The 16,383-nt window shown below is 69.1% G+C and carries 14 protein-coding genes; 6 read left to right on the plus strand and 8 right to left on the minus strand.

All coding sequences use genetic code 11. From position 1 onward, the window contains the following. Both ACZYZ5_RS21225 and ACZYZ5_RS21230 read left to right on the plus strand, forming a co-directional pair. On the plus strand, positions 1 to 2,273 hold a 2,273-nt coding region (locus ACZYZ5_RS21225; protein WP_463904347.1), incomplete at its 5' end, for an SbcC/MukB-like Walker B domain-containing protein. Between the two features lie 133 nt (positions 2,274 to 2,406). Continuing rightward, complete coding sequence (locus tag ACZYZ5_RS21230; RefSeq protein ID WP_463904348.1) at positions 2,407 to 3,807, plus strand: MFS transporter; 1,401 nt, start codon at positions 2,407 to 2,409, stop codon at positions 3,805 to 3,807. Positions 3,808 to 3,940: 133 nt separating this feature from the next. Here the strand turns inward: ACZYZ5_RS21230 and hpaE are convergent, their stop codons facing one another. Together hpaE and ACZYZ5_RS21240 are read right to left on the minus strand one after the other, a co-directional pair. Beyond that, a complete protein-coding gene (gene hpaE / locus ACZYZ5_RS21235) occupies positions 3,941 to 5,446 on the minus strand; it encodes a 5-carboxymethyl-2-hydroxymuconate semialdehyde dehydrogenase (RefSeq protein ID WP_463904349.1) in 1,506 nt (501 codons plus the stop codon). A gap of 115 nt (positions 5,447 to 5,561) precedes the next feature. Beyond that, positions 5,562 to 6,278, minus strand: coding sequence for an IclR family transcriptional regulator (locus ACZYZ5_RS21240; RefSeq protein ID WP_463904350.1), 717 nt, complete (start codon positions 6,276 to 6,278; stop codon positions 5,562 to 5,564). A 171-nt stretch (positions 6,279 to 6,449) separates the two neighbouring features. Here ACZYZ5_RS21240 and ACZYZ5_RS21245 point away from each other — a divergent pair, with 171 nt between their 5' ends. From ACZYZ5_RS21245 to ACZYZ5_RS21255, 3 genes are all read left to right on the plus strand, one after another. Further along, positions 6,450 to 6,986, plus strand: coding sequence for a flavin reductase family protein (locus tag ACZYZ5_RS21245; RefSeq protein WP_463904351.1), 537 nt, complete (start codon positions 6,450 to 6,452; stop codon positions 6,984 to 6,986). A gap of 36 nt (positions 6,987 to 7,022) precedes the next feature. After that, complete coding sequence (gene hpaB / locus ACZYZ5_RS21250) at positions 7,023 to 8,477, plus strand: 4-hydroxyphenylacetate 3-monooxygenase, oxygenase component (protein WP_463904352.1); 1,455 nt, start codon at positions 7,023 to 7,025, stop codon at positions 8,475 to 8,477. Positions 8,478 to 8,672: 195 nt separating this feature from the next. Then, complete coding sequence (locus ACZYZ5_RS21255; RefSeq protein WP_463904353.1) at positions 8,673 to 10,028, plus strand: MFS transporter; 1,356 nt, start codon at positions 8,673 to 8,675, stop codon at positions 10,026 to 10,028. 116 nt (positions 10,029 to 10,144) lie between these two features. Here the strand turns inward: ACZYZ5_RS21255 and ACZYZ5_RS21260 are convergent, their stop codons facing one another. The 6 genes from ACZYZ5_RS21260 to ACZYZ5_RS21285 form a co-directional block, all read right to left on the minus strand. Continuing rightward, positions 10,145 to 10,801, minus strand: coding sequence for a phosphoribosyltransferase (locus ACZYZ5_RS21260; RefSeq protein ID WP_463904354.1), 657 nt, complete (start codon positions 10,799 to 10,801; stop codon positions 10,145 to 10,147). A 23-nt stretch (positions 10,802 to 10,824) separates the two neighbouring features. Next, positions 10,825 to 11,652 carry an alpha/beta fold hydrolase gene (locus ACZYZ5_RS21265; protein WP_463904355.1) on the minus strand — a complete coding sequence of 276 codons (828 nt, stop codon included), beginning with the start codon at positions 11,650 to 11,652 and terminating at the stop codon, positions 10,825 to 10,827. A 4-nt stretch (positions 11,653 to 11,656) separates the two neighbouring features. Then, positions 11,657 to 11,986 carry a biotin/lipoyl-containing protein gene (locus ACZYZ5_RS21270; protein ID WP_463904356.1) on the minus strand — a complete coding sequence of 110 codons (330 nt, stop codon included), beginning with the start codon at positions 11,984 to 11,986 and terminating at the stop codon, positions 11,657 to 11,659. Further along, positions 11,979 to 13,058 carry an alpha-ketoacid dehydrogenase subunit beta gene (locus tag ACZYZ5_RS21275; protein ID WP_463904357.1) on the minus strand — a complete coding sequence of 360 codons (1,080 nt, stop codon included), beginning with the start codon at positions 13,056 to 13,058 and terminating at the stop codon, positions 11,979 to 11,981. Before ACZYZ5_RS21275 ends, ACZYZ5_RS21270 begins: the two co-directional genes overlap by 8 nt. Next, complete coding sequence (locus ACZYZ5_RS21280; RefSeq protein WP_463904358.1) at positions 13,051 to 14,130, minus strand: thiamine pyrophosphate-dependent enzyme; 1,080 nt, start codon at positions 14,128 to 14,130, stop codon at positions 13,051 to 13,053. Before ACZYZ5_RS21280 ends, ACZYZ5_RS21275 begins: the two co-directional genes overlap by 8 nt. Before the next feature lie 137 nt (positions 14,131 to 14,267). Beyond that, positions 14,268 to 15,680: an amino acid permease gene (locus ACZYZ5_RS21285; protein WP_463904359.1), complete on the minus strand. Its 1,413-nt coding sequence runs from the start codon at positions 15,678 to 15,680 to the stop codon at positions 14,268 to 14,270. A 176-nt stretch (positions 15,681 to 15,856) separates the two neighbouring features. Here ACZYZ5_RS21285 and ACZYZ5_RS21290 point away from each other — a divergent pair, with 176 nt between their 5' ends. After that, a complete protein-coding gene (locus ACZYZ5_RS21290; protein WP_463904360.1) occupies positions 15,857 to 16,330 on the plus strand; it encodes an Lrp/AsnC family transcriptional regulator in 474 nt (157 codons plus the stop codon). Positions 16,331 to 16,383: the final 53 nt, after the last annotated feature.

Below are 16,383 nucleotides of genomic sequence, written 5' to 3' on the forward strand. Positions count from 1 at the left end.
ACACCGCGACGGCGCGTGCCGCCCGCCAGGCCAAGCTGGCCGCGGCCGAACACCGGCGCGCCGAGGCTGAGGCCGCCGCCCCCGCCGCCGCCGCCAAGGGCGGACGACTGGGCCTGCACCGCCGGGCCGAAGTCCTCAGCGGCCAACTGCACGCGGTGGACAGCGCCGGCACGACCGAGGCCCTGGCCGCCGCTGCCATGGCCGCTGCCGCGGCAGACCTGCGCACCGCAGCCCTCACCGACCCTGAACTCGCCGCGCTGCGGGACGGCACCCCGGGCGGCATCGCGGACCCGGAGCCCGGTGACAGCGCCGGCAGCGCCGGCGGCAACACCCACGACGGGGTGGACTTGCGGTCCGCGCTGCGCGGGCTGCGTTCCCTGCGCGCGGTCCTGGACGAGCGGATGCCCGACGAAGCCAGGCTCAGCGGACTTCGGAGCCGCACCGCCCAGCTGCGCCTGGGCCTGGCGCAGCTGGACGAGGGACGGACGTCCGGAGCTGCTGCCCTGGCCGCCCTGCGCCAGGAATCCGAGGCACTGACCGCCGGGTTGCGTCCGCTCGAAGAACTCGCCGCCGAAGTGCAGCTGCGGACGAAAGAGGCAGCCGCCGCGGAGGAACTGCTGGTCCTCGTCCGGCGCTACGCCGCGGCCGGGAAGGACTGCCGGGCCGTCGCCGAACGCCACGGCCGCGCCCGGGAGGAGCACCAGGACCGCCGCCAGCGGTGGCTCGATCTCCGCGAGGAACGGCTGGCCAACGCTGCCGCGGAACTCGCATCCCAGCTGGAGCCCGGCGTCCCGTGTGCCGTGTGCGGCAGCCCCGAACACCCGGCGCCTGCCCCGGCCACGGCCTCCGCCCTGACCGTGGCCGAGGCCGAGAAGACCGCGCAGCAGGCCTGCGAGGTGGCGGAAGCCGCGCTGACGGCGCTCGACCGCGAACTCGCCGCGGACCGGCAGACCGTCGCCGTGCTGGCGGCCCAGGGAGGCGACACGGAGCCCGAGGGCGCCACCCTCGAGGCCAGCCTGGCCAAGGAACGTGCCGCCGAGGCGCGCGACGCGGCTGCGGAGCTTGCCGCCAGCCGCTCCCGGCACGCCGACCTGGAAGAGGAGATTGCCGCCGCCGAACAGGACCAGGCGGCCGCGGCGGCAGGCATCGCCCAGACCCAATCCACCCTCACGGAAGTCCTGGACCAGGCCGACTCCCTCGAACAGGCCCTCGACAAACTCCGGGCCGGCCACCCGGTCCTGGCCAAGCGCATCGCAGCGCTGGACGGCACCGCCGCCGTGCTGGAACGCGCCGATGCGGCGCGGACCCGGCTGGAACAGGCCACGGCCCGTTCCGCCGAAGCCCGGCTGCAGCTGGAGCTGGCGCTTCCGGGCACCGGCTTCGAGTCCGCGGCCGCGGCCCGTGCCGTGCTGCTCCCGGCCGCGGACGCCGCGGCACTGGAAACCGCCGTGCGCGCCGGTCAGGACGAAGCGGCCCGGATCCAGGAACTCTTCGCCAGCGAGGAACTTGTGCTGGCCTCCCACGAGCTGGAAACGGAGGGACCTCTCGTCGAGGGGCTCGTGGACCGGCTCCGCGCAGACGCCGCAGCGGCGGAACGCTCAGCCCGGGACGCGGACCTCGCCGCCGGCCTGGCGGAAAAATCCGTCCGGACGCTGGGCGCCATCGCGGCCAACTACGCGCAGCTTGCCGAGTCCGGACGGGAACCGCGCGGACGGGCGCAACTGCTGACCGCCGTCGCCGACGCGGCCCGCGGCGCGGGAGACAACAACTACCGCATGAGCCTGAACAGCTATGTGCTCGCCGCGCGGCTCGAACAGGTGGCAGTCGCTGCCTCGGAACGGCTGATCGGGATGAGCGACGGCCGCTACATCCTGCAGCACACGGACGCCAAGGCGGCCCGCGGCGCGAAGTCCGGCCTCGGCCTGGAGGTGGTGGACCAGTGGACCGGGCAGCGGCGCGACACCGCAACGCTGTCCGGCGGCGAGTCCTTTATGGCCTCGCTCGCACTGGCCCTCGGCTTGGCGGATGTGGTGCAGCAGGAATCCGGCGGTGTGGACATCGAGACGCTGTTCGTGGACGAGGGCTTCGGCAGCCTCGACGAACAGGCCCTCGAGCAGGTCATGGACGCCCTGGAGGGGCTCCGGGACGGCGGGCGCGTCGTCGGCCTGGTGAGCCATGTCGGGGAAATGAAACAGCGCATCAGCACCCAGCTTCAGGTGGTCAAGGGACGCAACGGTTCCACCCTGCATATCTCCGACGACGCCCCGGTCTGATCCGCGCCCGCAGCCCCGCCCGCCACGGCCGCAGGGCCTGCGCAATCAGGCACCTGCGGCTATAATTGGTGAGTTACCGGGTCGCGCGCATCGGGAGGAGGGACGATGCGCACCATTGAATGAACCCGGAATCATGACCCTTTCAACGCCCTCCCGGGCGCCCGTTTCCTCGGCGCCCCACTGTCCTGAAGACGCCACCGCCCTTGCCGGGCCCGCCTCCGCGCCGGAACCCGCCTCCGCGCCGGAAACGCGCACACCCGGGCGGTACGCCCGGCTGCCGCTGCTGGCCGGCCGAAGCTTCATCCCCATTGGCCTCTTCGCCCGCCTCCCGCTGGCGATGCTCACCGTCGGAGCCCTCACCCTGGTCACCGCCGTCACCGGCTCCTACGCAGTCGGCGGTATGTCGGCCGGCGCGGTCGGCATCGGCTCGGCGCTCGGCGCGCCCATCCTCGGCGCACTGGCGGACCGCCGGGGCCAACGCCCGGTGCTGGTGTTCGCCGCCGTCTTGAACACCTTCGCCGTCATCGCACTGATCCTGGCCGCCTACCTGATCCCCGCCGGACAGGACCTCGCGGCCGCCGTTCCGGTCCTGGTGGCCGCCTTTGTGGCCGGTGCCAGCTGCCCGCAGGTGGGACCGCTGGCCCGGGTCCGCTGGATGGCACTGACCTCTCGCGGCGGACGAAACGTCGGGCCCGCGGACCTGGACACGGCGCTGTCCTATGAAAGCACCGCCGACGAACTGACCTTCGTCCTGGGTCCGGCGCTGGTGGGAATCCTGGCCAGCCTGGTCGCGCCTTGGCTGCCGCTCGCCCTCGCCGCGGTCCTGACCATCACACTAGTGCCGGCCTTCGCCGTGCACCCCACGCATCACGCGGTGGTCCGGACGCCCGCGCGGACAGCGGCCGGTGCCGCCCAGGAGAAACAGCGCCGGGCGTCCCAGCCGGCCGGCCAGCGCGCGGCCGCACTCGCCGCCGTCGCCCTACCCGTCCTGGCCATGGTCTGCATGGGCACGTTCTTCGGTTCCACCCAGACGTCGCTGAGTTCCTTTGCGGCCAGCTTCGCGACGTCCGAACTGGCCGGCCTGCTCTACGCGGTGATGGGGCTGAGCTCCGCCGCGGCGGCCCTGTCGGTGGCGTACTGGCCCCAGCGTTTCACCGCCAACGCCCGCTGGCTGGCCTGCGCGGGGCTGATGGCCGGACTGGCGCTGCTGCTGTTGCTGCCCTCGACGGCGCTTCCCATGATCCTGGTGCTCCTGGTCCTGGGCCTCCCGGTGGGACCGCTGATGGTCACGGTCTTCGCGATCGGCGGGCTCGTCGCCCCGGCGGGGAAACTCGGCACGGTCATGACCGCGCTGGCCAGCGGCATCGTGGCCGGCACCGCGATCGGCTCGTCCATCGCGGGGCAGCTGGCGCAGCACCAGGGCTACTCCAGGGCATTCGTCGTGCCGGTGTGCGCCGCCACTGCCCTGCTCCTGCTGGGAGCGGCTGCCGCCGTCGTACTCCACCGGCGGAACAGGACGGCGGCCGCCGGCTGACCCCCGGCGAACCCGCGGATGCCCTATCCCTTTGAGCTGCTCTGAGCGGGGAGAGGGACCCAAAGTGATAGGGCAATTGGCGCAGTGGGGGCCGCACGTGGGGGAGCGCAGGCGGGGTGGCAGGTGCAGCGCGCTACTGCGCCGCCGCGGCACCGAACTTCGGCGTGTGCACGGTGCCGAGGGTGATGTGGACGGCCTGCTGGTCGGTGTAGAAATCGATCGAACGGTAGCCGCCCTCGTGGCCCAGCCCGGAGGACTTGACGCCGCCGAACGGGGTGCGCAGATCCCGGACGTTGTGGCTGTTGAGCCAGACCATGCCGGCCTCGAGGTTCTGCGAAAAGTTGTGCGCCCGGGTCAGGTCGTTGGTCCAGACATAGCCGGCCAGCCCGTACCGGGTGTTGTTCGCCAGGGCCAGCGCCTCGGCGTCGTCCGCGAACGGCGTGATCGCGACGACGGGACCGAAGATCTCCTCCTGGAAGATCCGCGCGTCCGGCATGACGTCCGCGAAGACGGTCGGCGCGATGTAGTTGCCGGTCGGAAGCCCCTCGGGCCGCCCGCCGCCGGCCAGCAGCCGGCCCTCGGACTTGCCGATCTCCACGTACCGGGACACCTTCTCATAGTGCTCCGGGTGGACCAGCGCGCCGACCTCGGTCTTGGGGTCGTGCGGGTCACCGACCACGATGTTCCTGGCCCGGGCGGCGTACCTGTCGCAGAATTCCTCGTAGATGTCCCGGTGGACGAGGATGCGGGAGCCGGCGGTGCAGCGCTCGCCGTTGAGCGAAAAGACCCCGAACAGGGTGGAGTCGATCGCGGCGTCCAGGTCGGCGTCGGCAAAGACGACGCAGGGTGACTTGCCGCCCAGTTCCATGGACAGGCCCTTGAGGTTCTCCGCGGCGTTGCGGAAAATCGTCTGCCCGGTGGTGGTCTCCCCGGTGAAGGAGATCAGCGGGACATCCGGGTGCTTCACGAGCGCGTCACCGGCCTCCTCGCCGAGGCCGTTGACCAGGTTGAACACCCCGTCCGGCAGGCCGGCGTCCTTGAAGATCTGCGCCCACAGCGACGCCGAGAGCGGGGTGAACTCGGCCGGTTTGAGGACCACGGTGTTGCCGGTGGCCAGGGCCGGGGCGAGTTTCCAGGACTCGAGCATAAACGGGGTGTTCCAGGGGGTGATCAGGCCCGCGACGCCGATCGGCTTGCGGTTCACGTAGTTGATCTGCGCGCCGGGGACCTTCATGGCATCGTCGAACTGCGCCACGATGAGGTCCGCGAAGAAGCGGAAATTCTCCGCCGCGCGCAGCGCCTGGCCCTTGGCCTGGGTGATCGGCAGGCCGGTGTCGAAGGTCTCCAGCTGCGCCAGCCGGGTCTCCTGCGCCTCGACGGCGTCGGCGATCCGGTTCAGGATCCGGGCGCGTTCCCGCGGCTTCATCCGCGGCCACGGCCCGGCGGTGAAGGCTTTGCGGGCGGCGGCGACGGCGCGGTCGACGTCCTCTTTCTGGCCCGCGGCGGCGGTGGCGTAGTTGGTGTTGGAGACCGGATCCAGCACATCGAAGGTCCGGCCGCTGACGGAATCAACGAACTCGCCGTCGATGTAGTGGCGGATGCGCGTCGGAAGGTCGTCTGGAATGTAGTGCTCGGCCATCACATCTCCTCATTGAGTATGAAATCGTATACGATACAAACTGCCTGAGACGGGGCTGCTTGTCAAGCACTCCCGGAACGAGCTAGCACGGCCGGAGGGGAGTGCCCCGCGGCTGTCAGCCCAGCTGGCTCTCGATGCGTCGGGCGCTCACTGTCAGGGCCGCGGCGACCTCCTCGGGGTCCTGCGCGGCGCGGATGTACACAACGGCGAGAGCCGCCGGACGGCCGCCCGGAACCCGGACCGGTACGGCCAGCGAGGAAACGCCGGAGATGACCTCGTCGTGGCTGGCGGCATAACCCCGGCGGCGCGCCTCGGCCGCTTCGGCCCGGTAGGGGATGCCGGGGGCGGCCGCGGCCCATTCCTCTTCAGACAGCGCCGACTGGATCGCAATCCCGGGTGCGCCGGCGCTGATCGGATGCCGGGAGCCGGGATGCTGGACCACGGTGGCGCCGGTGTGGCGCGGATCCACGGTGACCAGCGTGACGCATTCCGCGTGGTCCCAGACGGCGACGAAGGCGCTCATCATCAGCGTATTGGCGAGCTGGGTGAGCTCCGGCAGTGCCGCCGTCTGCAGGTTCCGCGAAACTCCCCGGGCCAGGACGGCGAGGCCGGGTCCGGGCTGGACCCGGCCGCCGTCGTCGCGCACCAGCAGGGAGTGGTCTTCCAGGGTGCGGAGGATGCGGTAGGCCACGGAACGGTGCACTCCCATGGCGTCGGCCAGTTCGGCGATGGTGAGCGGGTGCTGGGCGTCGGCCAGGATTTCGAGGGCGCGGATGCCGCGCGACAGCGTCTGGGACGGGGAAGCCTGGGCGCTGCCGGCGGTCGGGGTCATTTGTCCATCCTAGGTGCGGGCGGCCGGGATGCCTGGACGCACCGTTCGGCCCTTGTGCTCCGCCTCACAGTGCGTTAGCGTTCTATATGGGAATTACTCGTTCGATTATAGAACTTTCGACGACGAAATACACCCCCCAACCCTGCCGCCACGCAACGCAAGGGATCGCTGATGATTGCCAAGCCCCGCACCGAGCCGGTCCCGGTTGATCCGGGCCGCACGCCCGGCGCGCGGGCCCACCACTTCCGCGGCAGCCTGGGCCGGTTCGCCACCGGCGTGGCGATTGTGACCTTTGACGGCGCCACGAAACGCCACGGCATCACCGTCAACTCCTTCACCTCCGTGTCCATGAATCCGCCCCTGGTGCTCGTGAGCATCGCCCGCACCGCCAAGGCCCACGACGAACTCGCCGGCCGGCCCTTCACGGTCAACATCCTGGGCGCGGAACAGCGGCACCTCGCGATGCACTTCGCCGGCCGTCCCGGACCACAGCCGCTCTGGGTGGAGGGCGGCACGGCCCCGCGGCTCTCCCACGTGCTCGCCTATTTTGAGTGCAAGCCCTGGGCGGCGTACGACGGCGGCGACCACACGCTCTACCTCGGTGAGGTCGTGGACTTCAACTACCGCAACGGCGATGCGCTGGCCTACGCGAACAGTACGTTCACCACCATCCCGGAGAGCCAGCTGGGCATGGAAGACCTGCTCTGATTTCGGTTCAGCTCAACGACGACTGGAGGAACAACAATGGGTATCCGTACAGGACAGCAGTATCTGGACAAACTCAACGCCATGACGCCCCACGTGGTGATCGATGGTGAGGTGGTCAGCGAAAAGGTCGCCGAGCACCCCGCGTTCCGCAACGTGGCGCGCTCCTACGCCCGGCTTTTCGACATGCAGCATGACCCGAAATACCAGGACGCGCTGACGTACACCTCGCCCACCAGCGGCGATCTCGTCAATGCCTCCTTCCTGGTGCCGAAGACCGTCGAGGACCTTGAGCGCCGCCGCCGCGCCATTTCGACCTGGGCCGAGTCATCCAATGGCTTCCTGGGCCGCTCCGGCGACTACATGAATTCCTCGCTCACCGCCCTCAGCACCGCCGGGAAGTGGTTTTCCCAGGCCGATCCCAAGTTCGGCGAGAACGTCCGCAGCTACTACGAGTGGGCCCGGGAAAACGACGTCCTTGCGACGCACACGCTGATCCCGCCGCAGGCCAACCGCTCCGTCTCCGGCTCCGAGCAGCTCGGCGGCCAGCTGTCGGCCCGGATTATCGAGGAGCGCGAGGACGGCATCGTCATCCAGGGCGCCCGGATGCTGGCCACCATCGCCCCGATCGCGGACGAGCTGCTCGTCTTCCCCTCCACGGTGCTCCGCGGGACGCCGGAGGACGCCCCGTACTCCTACGCTTTCGCCATCCCCAATGACACGCCGGGCCTGCGCTACCTGTGCCGCACCTCGCTGTACAACGGCGGCAGCACCCACGACGAACCGCTCGCGTCCCGCTACGAGGAAATGGACGCCGTCGCGGTCTTCGACCACGTCTTCGTCCCCAACGAGCGCATCTTCATGCTCGGCAACCCGCAGCTGTGCAACGGCTTCTACTCCGAAACCGGCGCCGGCGCCCTGATGACCCACCAGGTGGTCACCCGCACCATCGCCAAGAGCGAGTTCTTCCTGGGCCTGGCTTCCGAACTCGCCGACTCGATCGGCATCGACGGATTCCAGCACATCCAGGAGGACATCGCCGAACTGATTGTCGACGTCGAAATCGGCCGGGCGCTGGTCCGGGCTTCGGAGGCGGATGCGGAGCTCAACGATGCCGGTGTCATGCTGCCCAAGTGGTCCACGCTGAACGCCGCCCGCAACTGGTACCCGAAGGTCGCCCAGCGCTTCCCGCAGATCATCCGCAAGTTCTCCGCTTCCGGCCTGATGGCGCTCCCCGGCGAGGCGGACGTCAACAGCGACGCCCGGGCCGACATCGAGATGTACCTGCAGGGCAAATCGCTGACCGGCCCGGAGCGCGTCCGGCTGTTCAAGCTCGCCTTCGACGCCTCGGTCTCCGGCTTCTCCGGCCGGCAGTCACTCTATGAATACTTCTTCTTCGGAGACCCGGTCCGGATGGCCGGCGCCATGGTGAACAGCTACGACCGCGGGCCCGTCCGGGCCCGGGTGCGGGAGTTCCTGAACCGCACCGACTGACCCGTGAAGACAGGCTTTCCCGTCACTTCTTGGCGGCGGCAAAGCTTTTTTCCCAGGGATGTGTGCCCTATCACACATTTCATAGTAAGATTCTGTATACTAACTGACCGTTCGATCAGTAAATGCTAGAGGCATTCAGTTATTCGCACCGCACCCACCCCGGGCAGTACCTCTGCCCCCAGCAACGGAGTTCCAATGACCGCAACTTCACGTGTCGATTCTGAGGCGGGCCCCAGCAGCAAGCATGAGGAACGCAAAGTCCTCGCGGGCACCCTGGTCGGGACCACTATCGAGTGGTACGACTTCTTCATCTTCGCCCAGCTGACAGCCACGCTGCTGTCACCGCTGTTCCTGGCTCCGCTGAACGCCTCCAACCCGGGCCTGGCACAGATCCTGTCCTTCGCCCTCATCGGCATCAGCTTCCTGTTCCGCCCGCTCGGCGCCATCGTCGCCGGCCACCTGGGTGACCGCCTCGGCCGCAAGGCCATGCTGGTCTTCACCCTCATCATGATGGGCGCCGCCACGGCGCTGATCGGCATGCTGCCGACCTACGCCCAGATCGGCGTCTGGGCCCCGGTCCTGCTGATCCTGCTCCGTGTCATCCAGGGCTTCTCCGCCGGCGGTGAATGGGGCGGCGCCGCCCTGATGGCCGTCGAGCACGCTCCCAAGAGCAAGCGCGGACTGTTCGGCGCGTACCCGCAGATCGGTGTTCCGGTCGGCATGATCCTCGCCACCGGCCTGCTGTACTTCCTCAACACCAGCATGTCCAAGGAAGACTTCGCCTCCTGGGGCTGGCGTGTACCGTTCCTGCTGTCCATCGTGCTGATCATCGTCGGTTACCTGATCCGCCGCGCCGTGGCCGAGAGCCCCGTGTTCAAGGAGATGCAGGAACGCAAGGAAGAGAGCAAGGCTCCGCTCGGAGAGCTCATCCGCAAGCACAAGAAGGCCGTCCTCTACTCGACGATGATCTTCATCGGCAACAACGCCGCCGGCTACCTGCTGATCGCCTTCTTCATCTCCTACGCCACCAAGTCCCTGAAGATGCCCGTCGCGCAGATCCTGCTGGCCACCACGCTGGCCTCCTTCGGCTGGCTGATCTTCACCCTGGTCGGCGGCTGGCTGTCGGACAAGATCGGCCGCGTCAAGACCTTCCTGATCGGCTACGGCATCGTCTTCGCCTGGATGATCCCGATGTTCGCCCTGATCGACACCAAGAACATCGCGCTCTACGGCGTCGCGCTGTTCGTCCTGACCATCGGCCTGGGCCTGTCCTACGGCCCGATGTCCGCGATGTACGCCGAGATGTTCCCGGCGAACGTGCGCTACTCGGGCATCTCGATCGGCTACGCCTTCGGCGCGATCCTCGGCGGTGCGTTCGCGGCCACCATCGCGGAGGCCCTGCTGCAGGGTACCGGGTGGACCGGTTCCATCGGCATCTACATCATGATCCTTTGTGTCATCTCCGCGGCCGGCGTCCTGCTGGCGGGAGAAACCAGGGGCCGCCCGCTCGGCGTCAGCCACGGCGCAACGGATGTGGCGGCAAGGCACTAGCAGCAATTAAGCAAGTCGGGAGGGGCGCGGGCCAAAACGGTCCGTGCCCCTCCCGTCGTTAACCCTGCGCGGGGTCGGCCCGCACCCATCCGGGGCCTCCGGCTGGGGGAGTCTGTTCAGGCGGGCCGGGCACCCAGCAGCCGGACGACGTCGTCGTCCCGCACCTGCCCGAAGTCGCGGTAATAGCTGCCGACGGCCCGGAACTGGCCGGGGATGAACAGGCTGAAGACGGCGTCGGCGGGCTGCTGCAGGGACGTCTGTGCCTCCAGCGAGGCGACCGGGACCCCGACGACGACGGCCGCCGCGCCGGCCGCCCGCACCGCCTCGACGGCTGCCCGCATTGTCGCCCCGGTGGCCATTCCGTCGTCGGCCACGATCACGGTTTTGCCGGCCAGCGGCAGCCGCGGCCCCGGATACGCTCCGGCGCGGCGCTCCAGTTCCGCCTGCTCGGACCTCACAACCTCATCGAGTGCCGGCTGGGTGATCCCCAGTTCCAGGAGCTGGTCCACAAACGGCCGGTTCCGTACCCGCACCACCCGGCCGTTGACCGCGGCCAGCGCACCGAAGGCCGATTCCGCGTGCCCGGGAACCCCCAGCTTGCGGACCGGCAGCACGTCCCAGGGCAGCCGGAGCGCCGCGGCTGCCTCGGCGGCGACCTGGACACCGCCGCGGGCCAGGCCCAGCACCACAGTGTCCGGGCGCCCGCGGAACTGGGGGAGGGCGGCGGCCAGGAGCCTGCCGGCCTGCCCGCGGTCGGTGAAGCGCATGCCCATGGACACCCTCTTCCGTTCCGGGATCAGACGGCCAGGAAGCTGATGGCCCCCTGCTTGAACGCGCGGCTGGTGATGGCGTTGGTGTGGTTCCGGCCCGGCAGGACCAGCTGCTCGACCTGGGCGCCCGCCTTGGCGCCCAGCGCCGCGAGTTCCGGCATCGAGGCGGCACGGTCGTCTTTTTCCCCGGCCACCAGCAGCATCGGCATATGTGGCACGGCCTCGGCTGGGTCGAACGGCTCGCTCTTGACGGCCTCCACGAGGGACAGCAGCGAGAAGATGTTGTTGCTGGGCAGCATCTGCGCCATCTTTAGCAGTCCGGCGGTGGACGCGTCGGCGATCGGGGTACCGTCGGCCAGGTGGTGCTGCGCGGCAACGAGGTCGAAGTCGGCCAGCGGATCCGAGACGTTGGGCCCGCCCAGGACCAGCCGGTGTACCAGCTCGTGCTGGGTGGCGCCGAACTCCCAGGCGAGCCGGGAGCCGAGCGAGTAACCGATCAGGTCCAGGCCGCTGGACGGGTCGCCGTCACGCAGGGGCCGGACGCCGGCGTCGAACGTGATCTGCAGCAGATCCGCGCGGATCCGGCTGGGCGTGTAGGAGTCCATGTCCTCGGGGGCGCCGCTGCGGCCGTGGCCGGGCAGGTCCACGGTGATGACGCGGCGGCCGGCCTCCAGCAGCGCGGTGAGCCAGCCGGTGTCCTCCCAGTTGAGCTTGGAGGAGGAGGAGAAGCCGTGCAGCAGCAGCACCGGGCGCAGCCCGGCGTCGGACCCGGGCTCGTGGACTCCCACGTACAGCTGGGGGTCGGTGCCTTCGACGGTGTGGGAATGCTGTTCGCCGGTGTGTCTGCCGCTCATGGTGTCAGTCCTCATCAAGTACGGCGCTCAGGCGGACCCGGCGCTTCGGTGCCTCTTCCTTCGGGACCGTGCCCACGATGCCGGCGGTGTTGTCCGGCACCTCAAACACAATCAGGGGCTCTCCGACATTGATCTTGTCGCCGGGCCCGCCGTGGATACGCACCACTTTACCTGCCTGCGGACTGGGCAATTCAACGGCTGACTTGGTGGTTTCGACCTCGACGAGGGGCTGGTTGCGTTCGACCTGGTCGCCCGGAGCCACGAACCATTCCAGCACGGTGGCCTCGATCAGGCCCTCGCCGAGGTCCGGGAGCGGGAAGGAAATTTCAGCCACGTTTGTACTCCAATACTCGCTGGATCCCGAAGAGGATCCGGTCAATGTTCGGGATGTATTCGTCTTCCAGGTCTCCCGAGGGGTACGGGACATCGAAGCCGGTGACCCGTTCCACCGGGGCCCTGAGCGTGTCGAAGCAGCTCTGGGTGATCAGCTGGGCCACCTCGGCGCCCAGGCCGGAGGTAAGCGGCGCTTCGTGGACGACGACGGCGCGGCGCGTCTTGCGCACGGAGGCGGCCAGGGCCGCGGCGTCGATCGGCTTGAGCCAGCGCAGGTCCAGGACCTCGATGTCGATCCCGTCCTCGGCGGCGAGTTCGGCCACCTGGAGGCAGCGGGCCACCATGGCGCCCCACGCGACGAGGGTCAGGTGCCGGCCCTCGCGCATGACCTTCGCCCCGGTGGGGGAGCCGCCGGCGGCGTCGTGGCTGGCGACGTCCACCTCGCCCTTCTGCCAGTACCGCGACTTCGGCTCCATGAAGATCACCGGGTCCGGCCGCGTCGCGGCGTACTTGAGCAGGTGGTACGCCTCGTGCGGGTTCGACGGCGAGACCACCTTCAGGCCGGGCACGTGCGCGAACAGCGCCTCGAGGCTTTCGCCGTGGTGTTCGGGGGCGCGGATGCCGCCGAAGCTGGGAACCCGCAAGGTGATGGGCATCGGCAGGGTGCCGCGGCTGCGGTAGTTCATCCGGGCGATCTGGCAGACGATCTGGTTGATGGCCGGGTAGGCGAAGCCGTCGAACTGCACCTCGGGGATGGGGTGGAACCCGGCCATCGCCAGGCCCACGGACATGCCGAGGATGCCGGATTCGGCCAGCGGGGTGTCGAAGACGCGCTGTTCGCCGTGTGTGGCCTGCAGGCCGTCGGTGATGCGGAAGACGCCGCCGAGCCGGCCGCAGTCCTCCCCGAAGATCAGGGTCTTCGGGTTTTCCGCCAGCACCTCGTCGAGGGCCCGGTTCAGGGCCTGCTGCATGGACATCACGGTGGTGGCTGCCGGGCTCACTGCGCTCGTGGCAGTGTTGTCGGCGGTGCTCTCGCCTGCGGCGTCTCTGCCTTCGAGAATCGAGTTAGACATGTTCGGACTCCTCGCGCCAGTTGGCGGCCTGGGCCTGCAGGGCAGGGGTGGTTTCCTGGAAAACCAGGTCAAACATTTCGGTGCCGGGGCGGGACCCGAGCGCCTGGATGCCGGTGCGGATCTGTTCCTCCTCGGCCTTGGCCGCGGCGAGGGCCTCAGCGAAGAAGGCCTCGTCGGCGATGCCGTCGGCGAGCAACCGCTGCCGGAAGCGTTCCAGCGGGTCGGTGCCGGCGCCGTCGCGCTCCTCATCGAGCGAGCGGTAGCGTCCCGGATCATCCGAGGTGGAGTGCGGGCCGCGGCGGTAGGTCATGGCCTCAATGAGCACGGGGCCGTTCCCGGCCCGGGCGTGCGCGAAGGCGCGGCGGGTGGCCTCGACGACGGCGACGACGTCGTCGCCGTCGATCTGCAGCGCCGGCATGCCGTAGCCGGCGGCGCGGGCGGCGACGGAGCCGCCGGCCACCTGGCGTTCGGTGGGAACCGAGATCGCCCAGCCGTTGTTCTGGACGAAGAACACCACGGGGGCCTTCAGCACGGCGGCGAAGTTCAGGGCTTCGTGGACATCGCCCTGGGAGGAGGCGCCGTCGCCGAAGTAGGTCAGCGCGACGCCGAGTGTACCGTCGGTGCGTGCAGCGTTTATAACGGCGGTCCCGGCGGTCCCGGCGGCCAGCGTCTGGCCGTGGGCCCAGCCGACGGCGTGCAGCACGGAGCCGGCCACGACGGCCTGGATCGGGGCGAGCCGGGATTCCAGCGGGTCGTAGAGACCGCCGTGCCAGGTGGCCTTGTGGGTGGACATGTAGGCCACCATGTCAACGCCCATGGTGCGGGCCACGCCCATCTCGCGGTAGGTGGGGAAGACGAAGTCCCGGGTGGTGTCCACGGCGTAGCCGCTGCCCACCTGGGCTGCCTCCTGCCCGAGTTCGGGCGCGTAGCCGGGGATGATGCCCTGGCGCTGCCAGGCGATGGCCGAGGCATCGAGGTGGCGGACCGCCACCATCAGCGAATAGAGCTCGCGGAGCTGTGCGGGAGTGAGCGGTTCGGCGGCATCGCCGGCAGCCACGGGAAGTGTGTCCATGCCTGTGACCCTAGTCACCCGGCCAGTGCTGTGCAATCAGCCGTCAAATCACTGACCAGACTGCACAAGAATGCCAGTCGTACGGGAATCCGGCATTGCAGTTTGTGCAGTCTGGTCCGTTGTGCGGCCTCGGCCTGTTACTTCTTGGCGTCCGCGGGTTCGGTCTGCTCGGCCGGTGCCGTGCCGCGGTTGCGGGTGAGGCGGGCGCCGATCCAGCAGGCCGCGGCGATGCCGGCGACCAGGATGATGGTGCTGACGAGCTGCTTGCTGCTGTCCGGGCTGCTGAAGCCGACGGCGAAAATCAGGGCCAGAAGCACCAGGCCGAAGATCGTCAGGCCCGGGAAACCCTTCATCCGCAGCGGCAGGACGGTGCCGTCGCGGTCTGCGCGGCGGCGCAGGATCAGCTGGGACACCAGCGCGGAGCCCCAGACCATCAGGCAGGTCGAGCCGACCAGCTGGAACAGCGCCGGGAGGATCTTCTCCGGGAAGAGCAGCTCTAGCACGGCGGCCAGGAAGCCGAACGCCACCGAGACGCCGACGGCGAGCATCGGCACCCTTGCCTTGTTGATCCTCGACAGGAAGCGCGGGGCCTCGCCGCGTTCGGACAGCGAGAAGACCATCCGGGACGCGCCGTAGAGGTTCGCGTTCAGCGCCGAGAGAAGCGCGACGACGGCCACCAGCGTGATGGCGGCGCCGGCGCCGGGGATGCCTGCGATGTCCAGGACGCCGGCGAACGGCGAGGCGAGGGCTTCCGAGGTGGAGGGAAGGACCGCGGCGATGACGAATACCGAGCCGATGTAGAAGACCAGGATCCGCCACACGACGGTGCGGATCGCCTGGCCCACGCTGTGCTGGGGGTTCTCGGTCTCGGCGGCGGCCACACTGACAATCTCGGTGCCACCGAACGCGAAGATCACGACGAAGAGCGCGGAGGCGATGCCGCCCAGACCGGCGGGGGCGAAATCGGCGGTGAAGTTGGTGAGGCCGGGGGACTCGACGTCCGGCAGCCAGCCCAGCAGCAGGGCCGTGCCGATGCCCAGGAACAGCAGGATGGCGGCCACCTTGAGGATGGCGAACCAGAACTCGAACTCGCCGAAGTTCTTCACCCCGGCGAGGTTGATCACCGTGAACATGACCATAAAGATCAGTGACAGGGCCCAGACGGGAATGACTGGCCAGACCGTGAATAGCAGGGCGGCGGCACCCAGGGCCTCGGCGGCGATCACCACCACCAGCTGCAGCCACCAGAGCCAGCCCACGGTGGCTCCGGCGGTCCTGCCCATGGCCTTGGCGGCATAGACGGAAAACGCGCCGCTGTTGGGGTTGGCCGCGGCCATTTCGCCCAGGGCCCACATCACGAGGATGATCAGCGTTCCGGCGACGAGGTAAGAGATGAGGACGGCAGGGCCGGCGGCCTGGACTCCGGCCCCCGAACCAAGGAACAGGCCGGCGCCGATGGCGCTGCCGAGTCCCATCATGGTGAGTTGGCGTGGCTTCATGCTGTGGCCGAGTTTCAGGCCGGGGCGCTCCGCGGTGGACTTCATTGTCATTCTTGCGAACCTTCGTGTGGTTTGGATCTCTGGGTCCTTATGGGACCTATTGAATTTACCGCTCCGGAGCGGGGTCTGGGAGCGCCGGCCGTGAGAGCATGGTGACAGTTTGTAAGTGCGGAACGAAGTTTCCACATAGGTTTGTGATGCGAATGCGTCGGCAGGAGGAATATTCGATGGATGTTGATGTCCTGGATGCGAAGATTGTCCGATTCTTCACCGATTCACCCCGGGCCTCCGTGCTGGAGGCCTCCCGCGTGCTCAAGGTGGCCCGCGCCACCGTGCAGTCCCGGCTGGACCGGATGCAGGACAACGGCATCATCGGCTCGTGGGTGCCGCAGTCGGACCCGGCCCATTTCGGGTTTCCGGTGGTCGCTTTCTGCTCCCTGACAATCAACCAGGACCTGGGGCACGACGCGGTGGTCGAGGCCCTCGCGGCGATCCCGGAACTGATCGAAATTCACACCGTCTCCGGCAGCTCGGACCTGATGGCTCGCATTGCGGCCCGCTCCAACCCGGACCTGCAGCGTGTGCTGGATGCCATGATCGCCACCCGGACGGTGCTCCGCTCGTCCTCGGTGATTGTGCTCAACACCCACTTCCAGGGCCGCACCCTGCCGCTGCTGGAAGCCGCCGCCGCGGGACGGTGAGCCCGCCCGCCCCTGGCCGGCCCGCGGCGGGCGCGCCGCCCCGGCGCACCCCC

The organism is Pseudarthrobacter ribosi, from assembly GCF_055412865.1.

What these genes read in the sequence shown, in the direction of transcription:
- ACZYZ5_RS21290 (WP_463904360.1), top strand. Translation starts at nt 15,857, where the DNA reads ATGGATGTTGATGTCCTGGATGCGAAGATTGTCCGATTCTTCACCGAT.
- hpaE (WP_463904349.1), bottom strand. Translation starts at nt 5,446, where the DNA reads ATGGCCGAGCACTACATTCCAGACGACCTTCCGACGCGCATCCGCCAC.
- ACZYZ5_RS21255 (WP_463904353.1), top strand. Translation starts at nt 8,673, where the DNA reads ATGACCGCAACTTCACGTGTCGATTCTGAGGCGGGCCCCAGCAGCAAG.
- hpaB (WP_463904352.1), top strand. Translation starts at nt 7,023, where the DNA reads ATGGGTATCCGTACAGGACAGCAGTATCTGGACAAACTCAACGCCATG.
- ACZYZ5_RS21245 (WP_463904351.1), top strand. Translation starts at nt 6,450, where the DNA reads ATGATTGCCAAGCCCCGCACCGAGCCGGTCCCGGTTGATCCGGGCCGC.
- ACZYZ5_RS21275 (WP_463904357.1), bottom strand. Translation starts at nt 13,058, where the DNA reads ATGTCTAACTCGATTCTCGAAGGCAGAGACGCCGCAGGCGAGAGCACC.
- ACZYZ5_RS21280 (WP_463904358.1), bottom strand. Translation starts at nt 14,130, where the DNA reads ATGGACACACTTCCCGTGGCTGCCGGCGATGCCGCCGAACCGCTCACT.
- ACZYZ5_RS21240 (WP_463904350.1), bottom strand. Translation starts at nt 6,278, where the DNA reads ATGACCCCGACCGCCGGCAGCGCCCAGGCTTCCCCGTCCCAGACGCTG.
- ACZYZ5_RS21265 (WP_463904355.1), bottom strand. Translation starts at nt 11,652, where the DNA reads ATGAGCGGCAGACACACCGGCGAACAGCATTCCCACACCGTCGAAGGC.
- ACZYZ5_RS21285 (WP_463904359.1), bottom strand. Translation starts at nt 15,680, where the DNA reads ATGACAATGAAGTCCACCGCGGAGCGCCCCGGCCTGAAACTCGGCCAC.
- ACZYZ5_RS21260 (WP_463904354.1), bottom strand. Translation starts at nt 10,801, where the DNA reads ATGGGCATGCGCTTCACCGACCGCGGGCAGGCCGGCAGGCTCCTGGCC.
- ACZYZ5_RS21230 (WP_463904348.1), top strand. Translation starts at nt 2,407, where the DNA reads ATGACCCTTTCAACGCCCTCCCGGGCGCCCGTTTCCTCGGCGCCCCAC.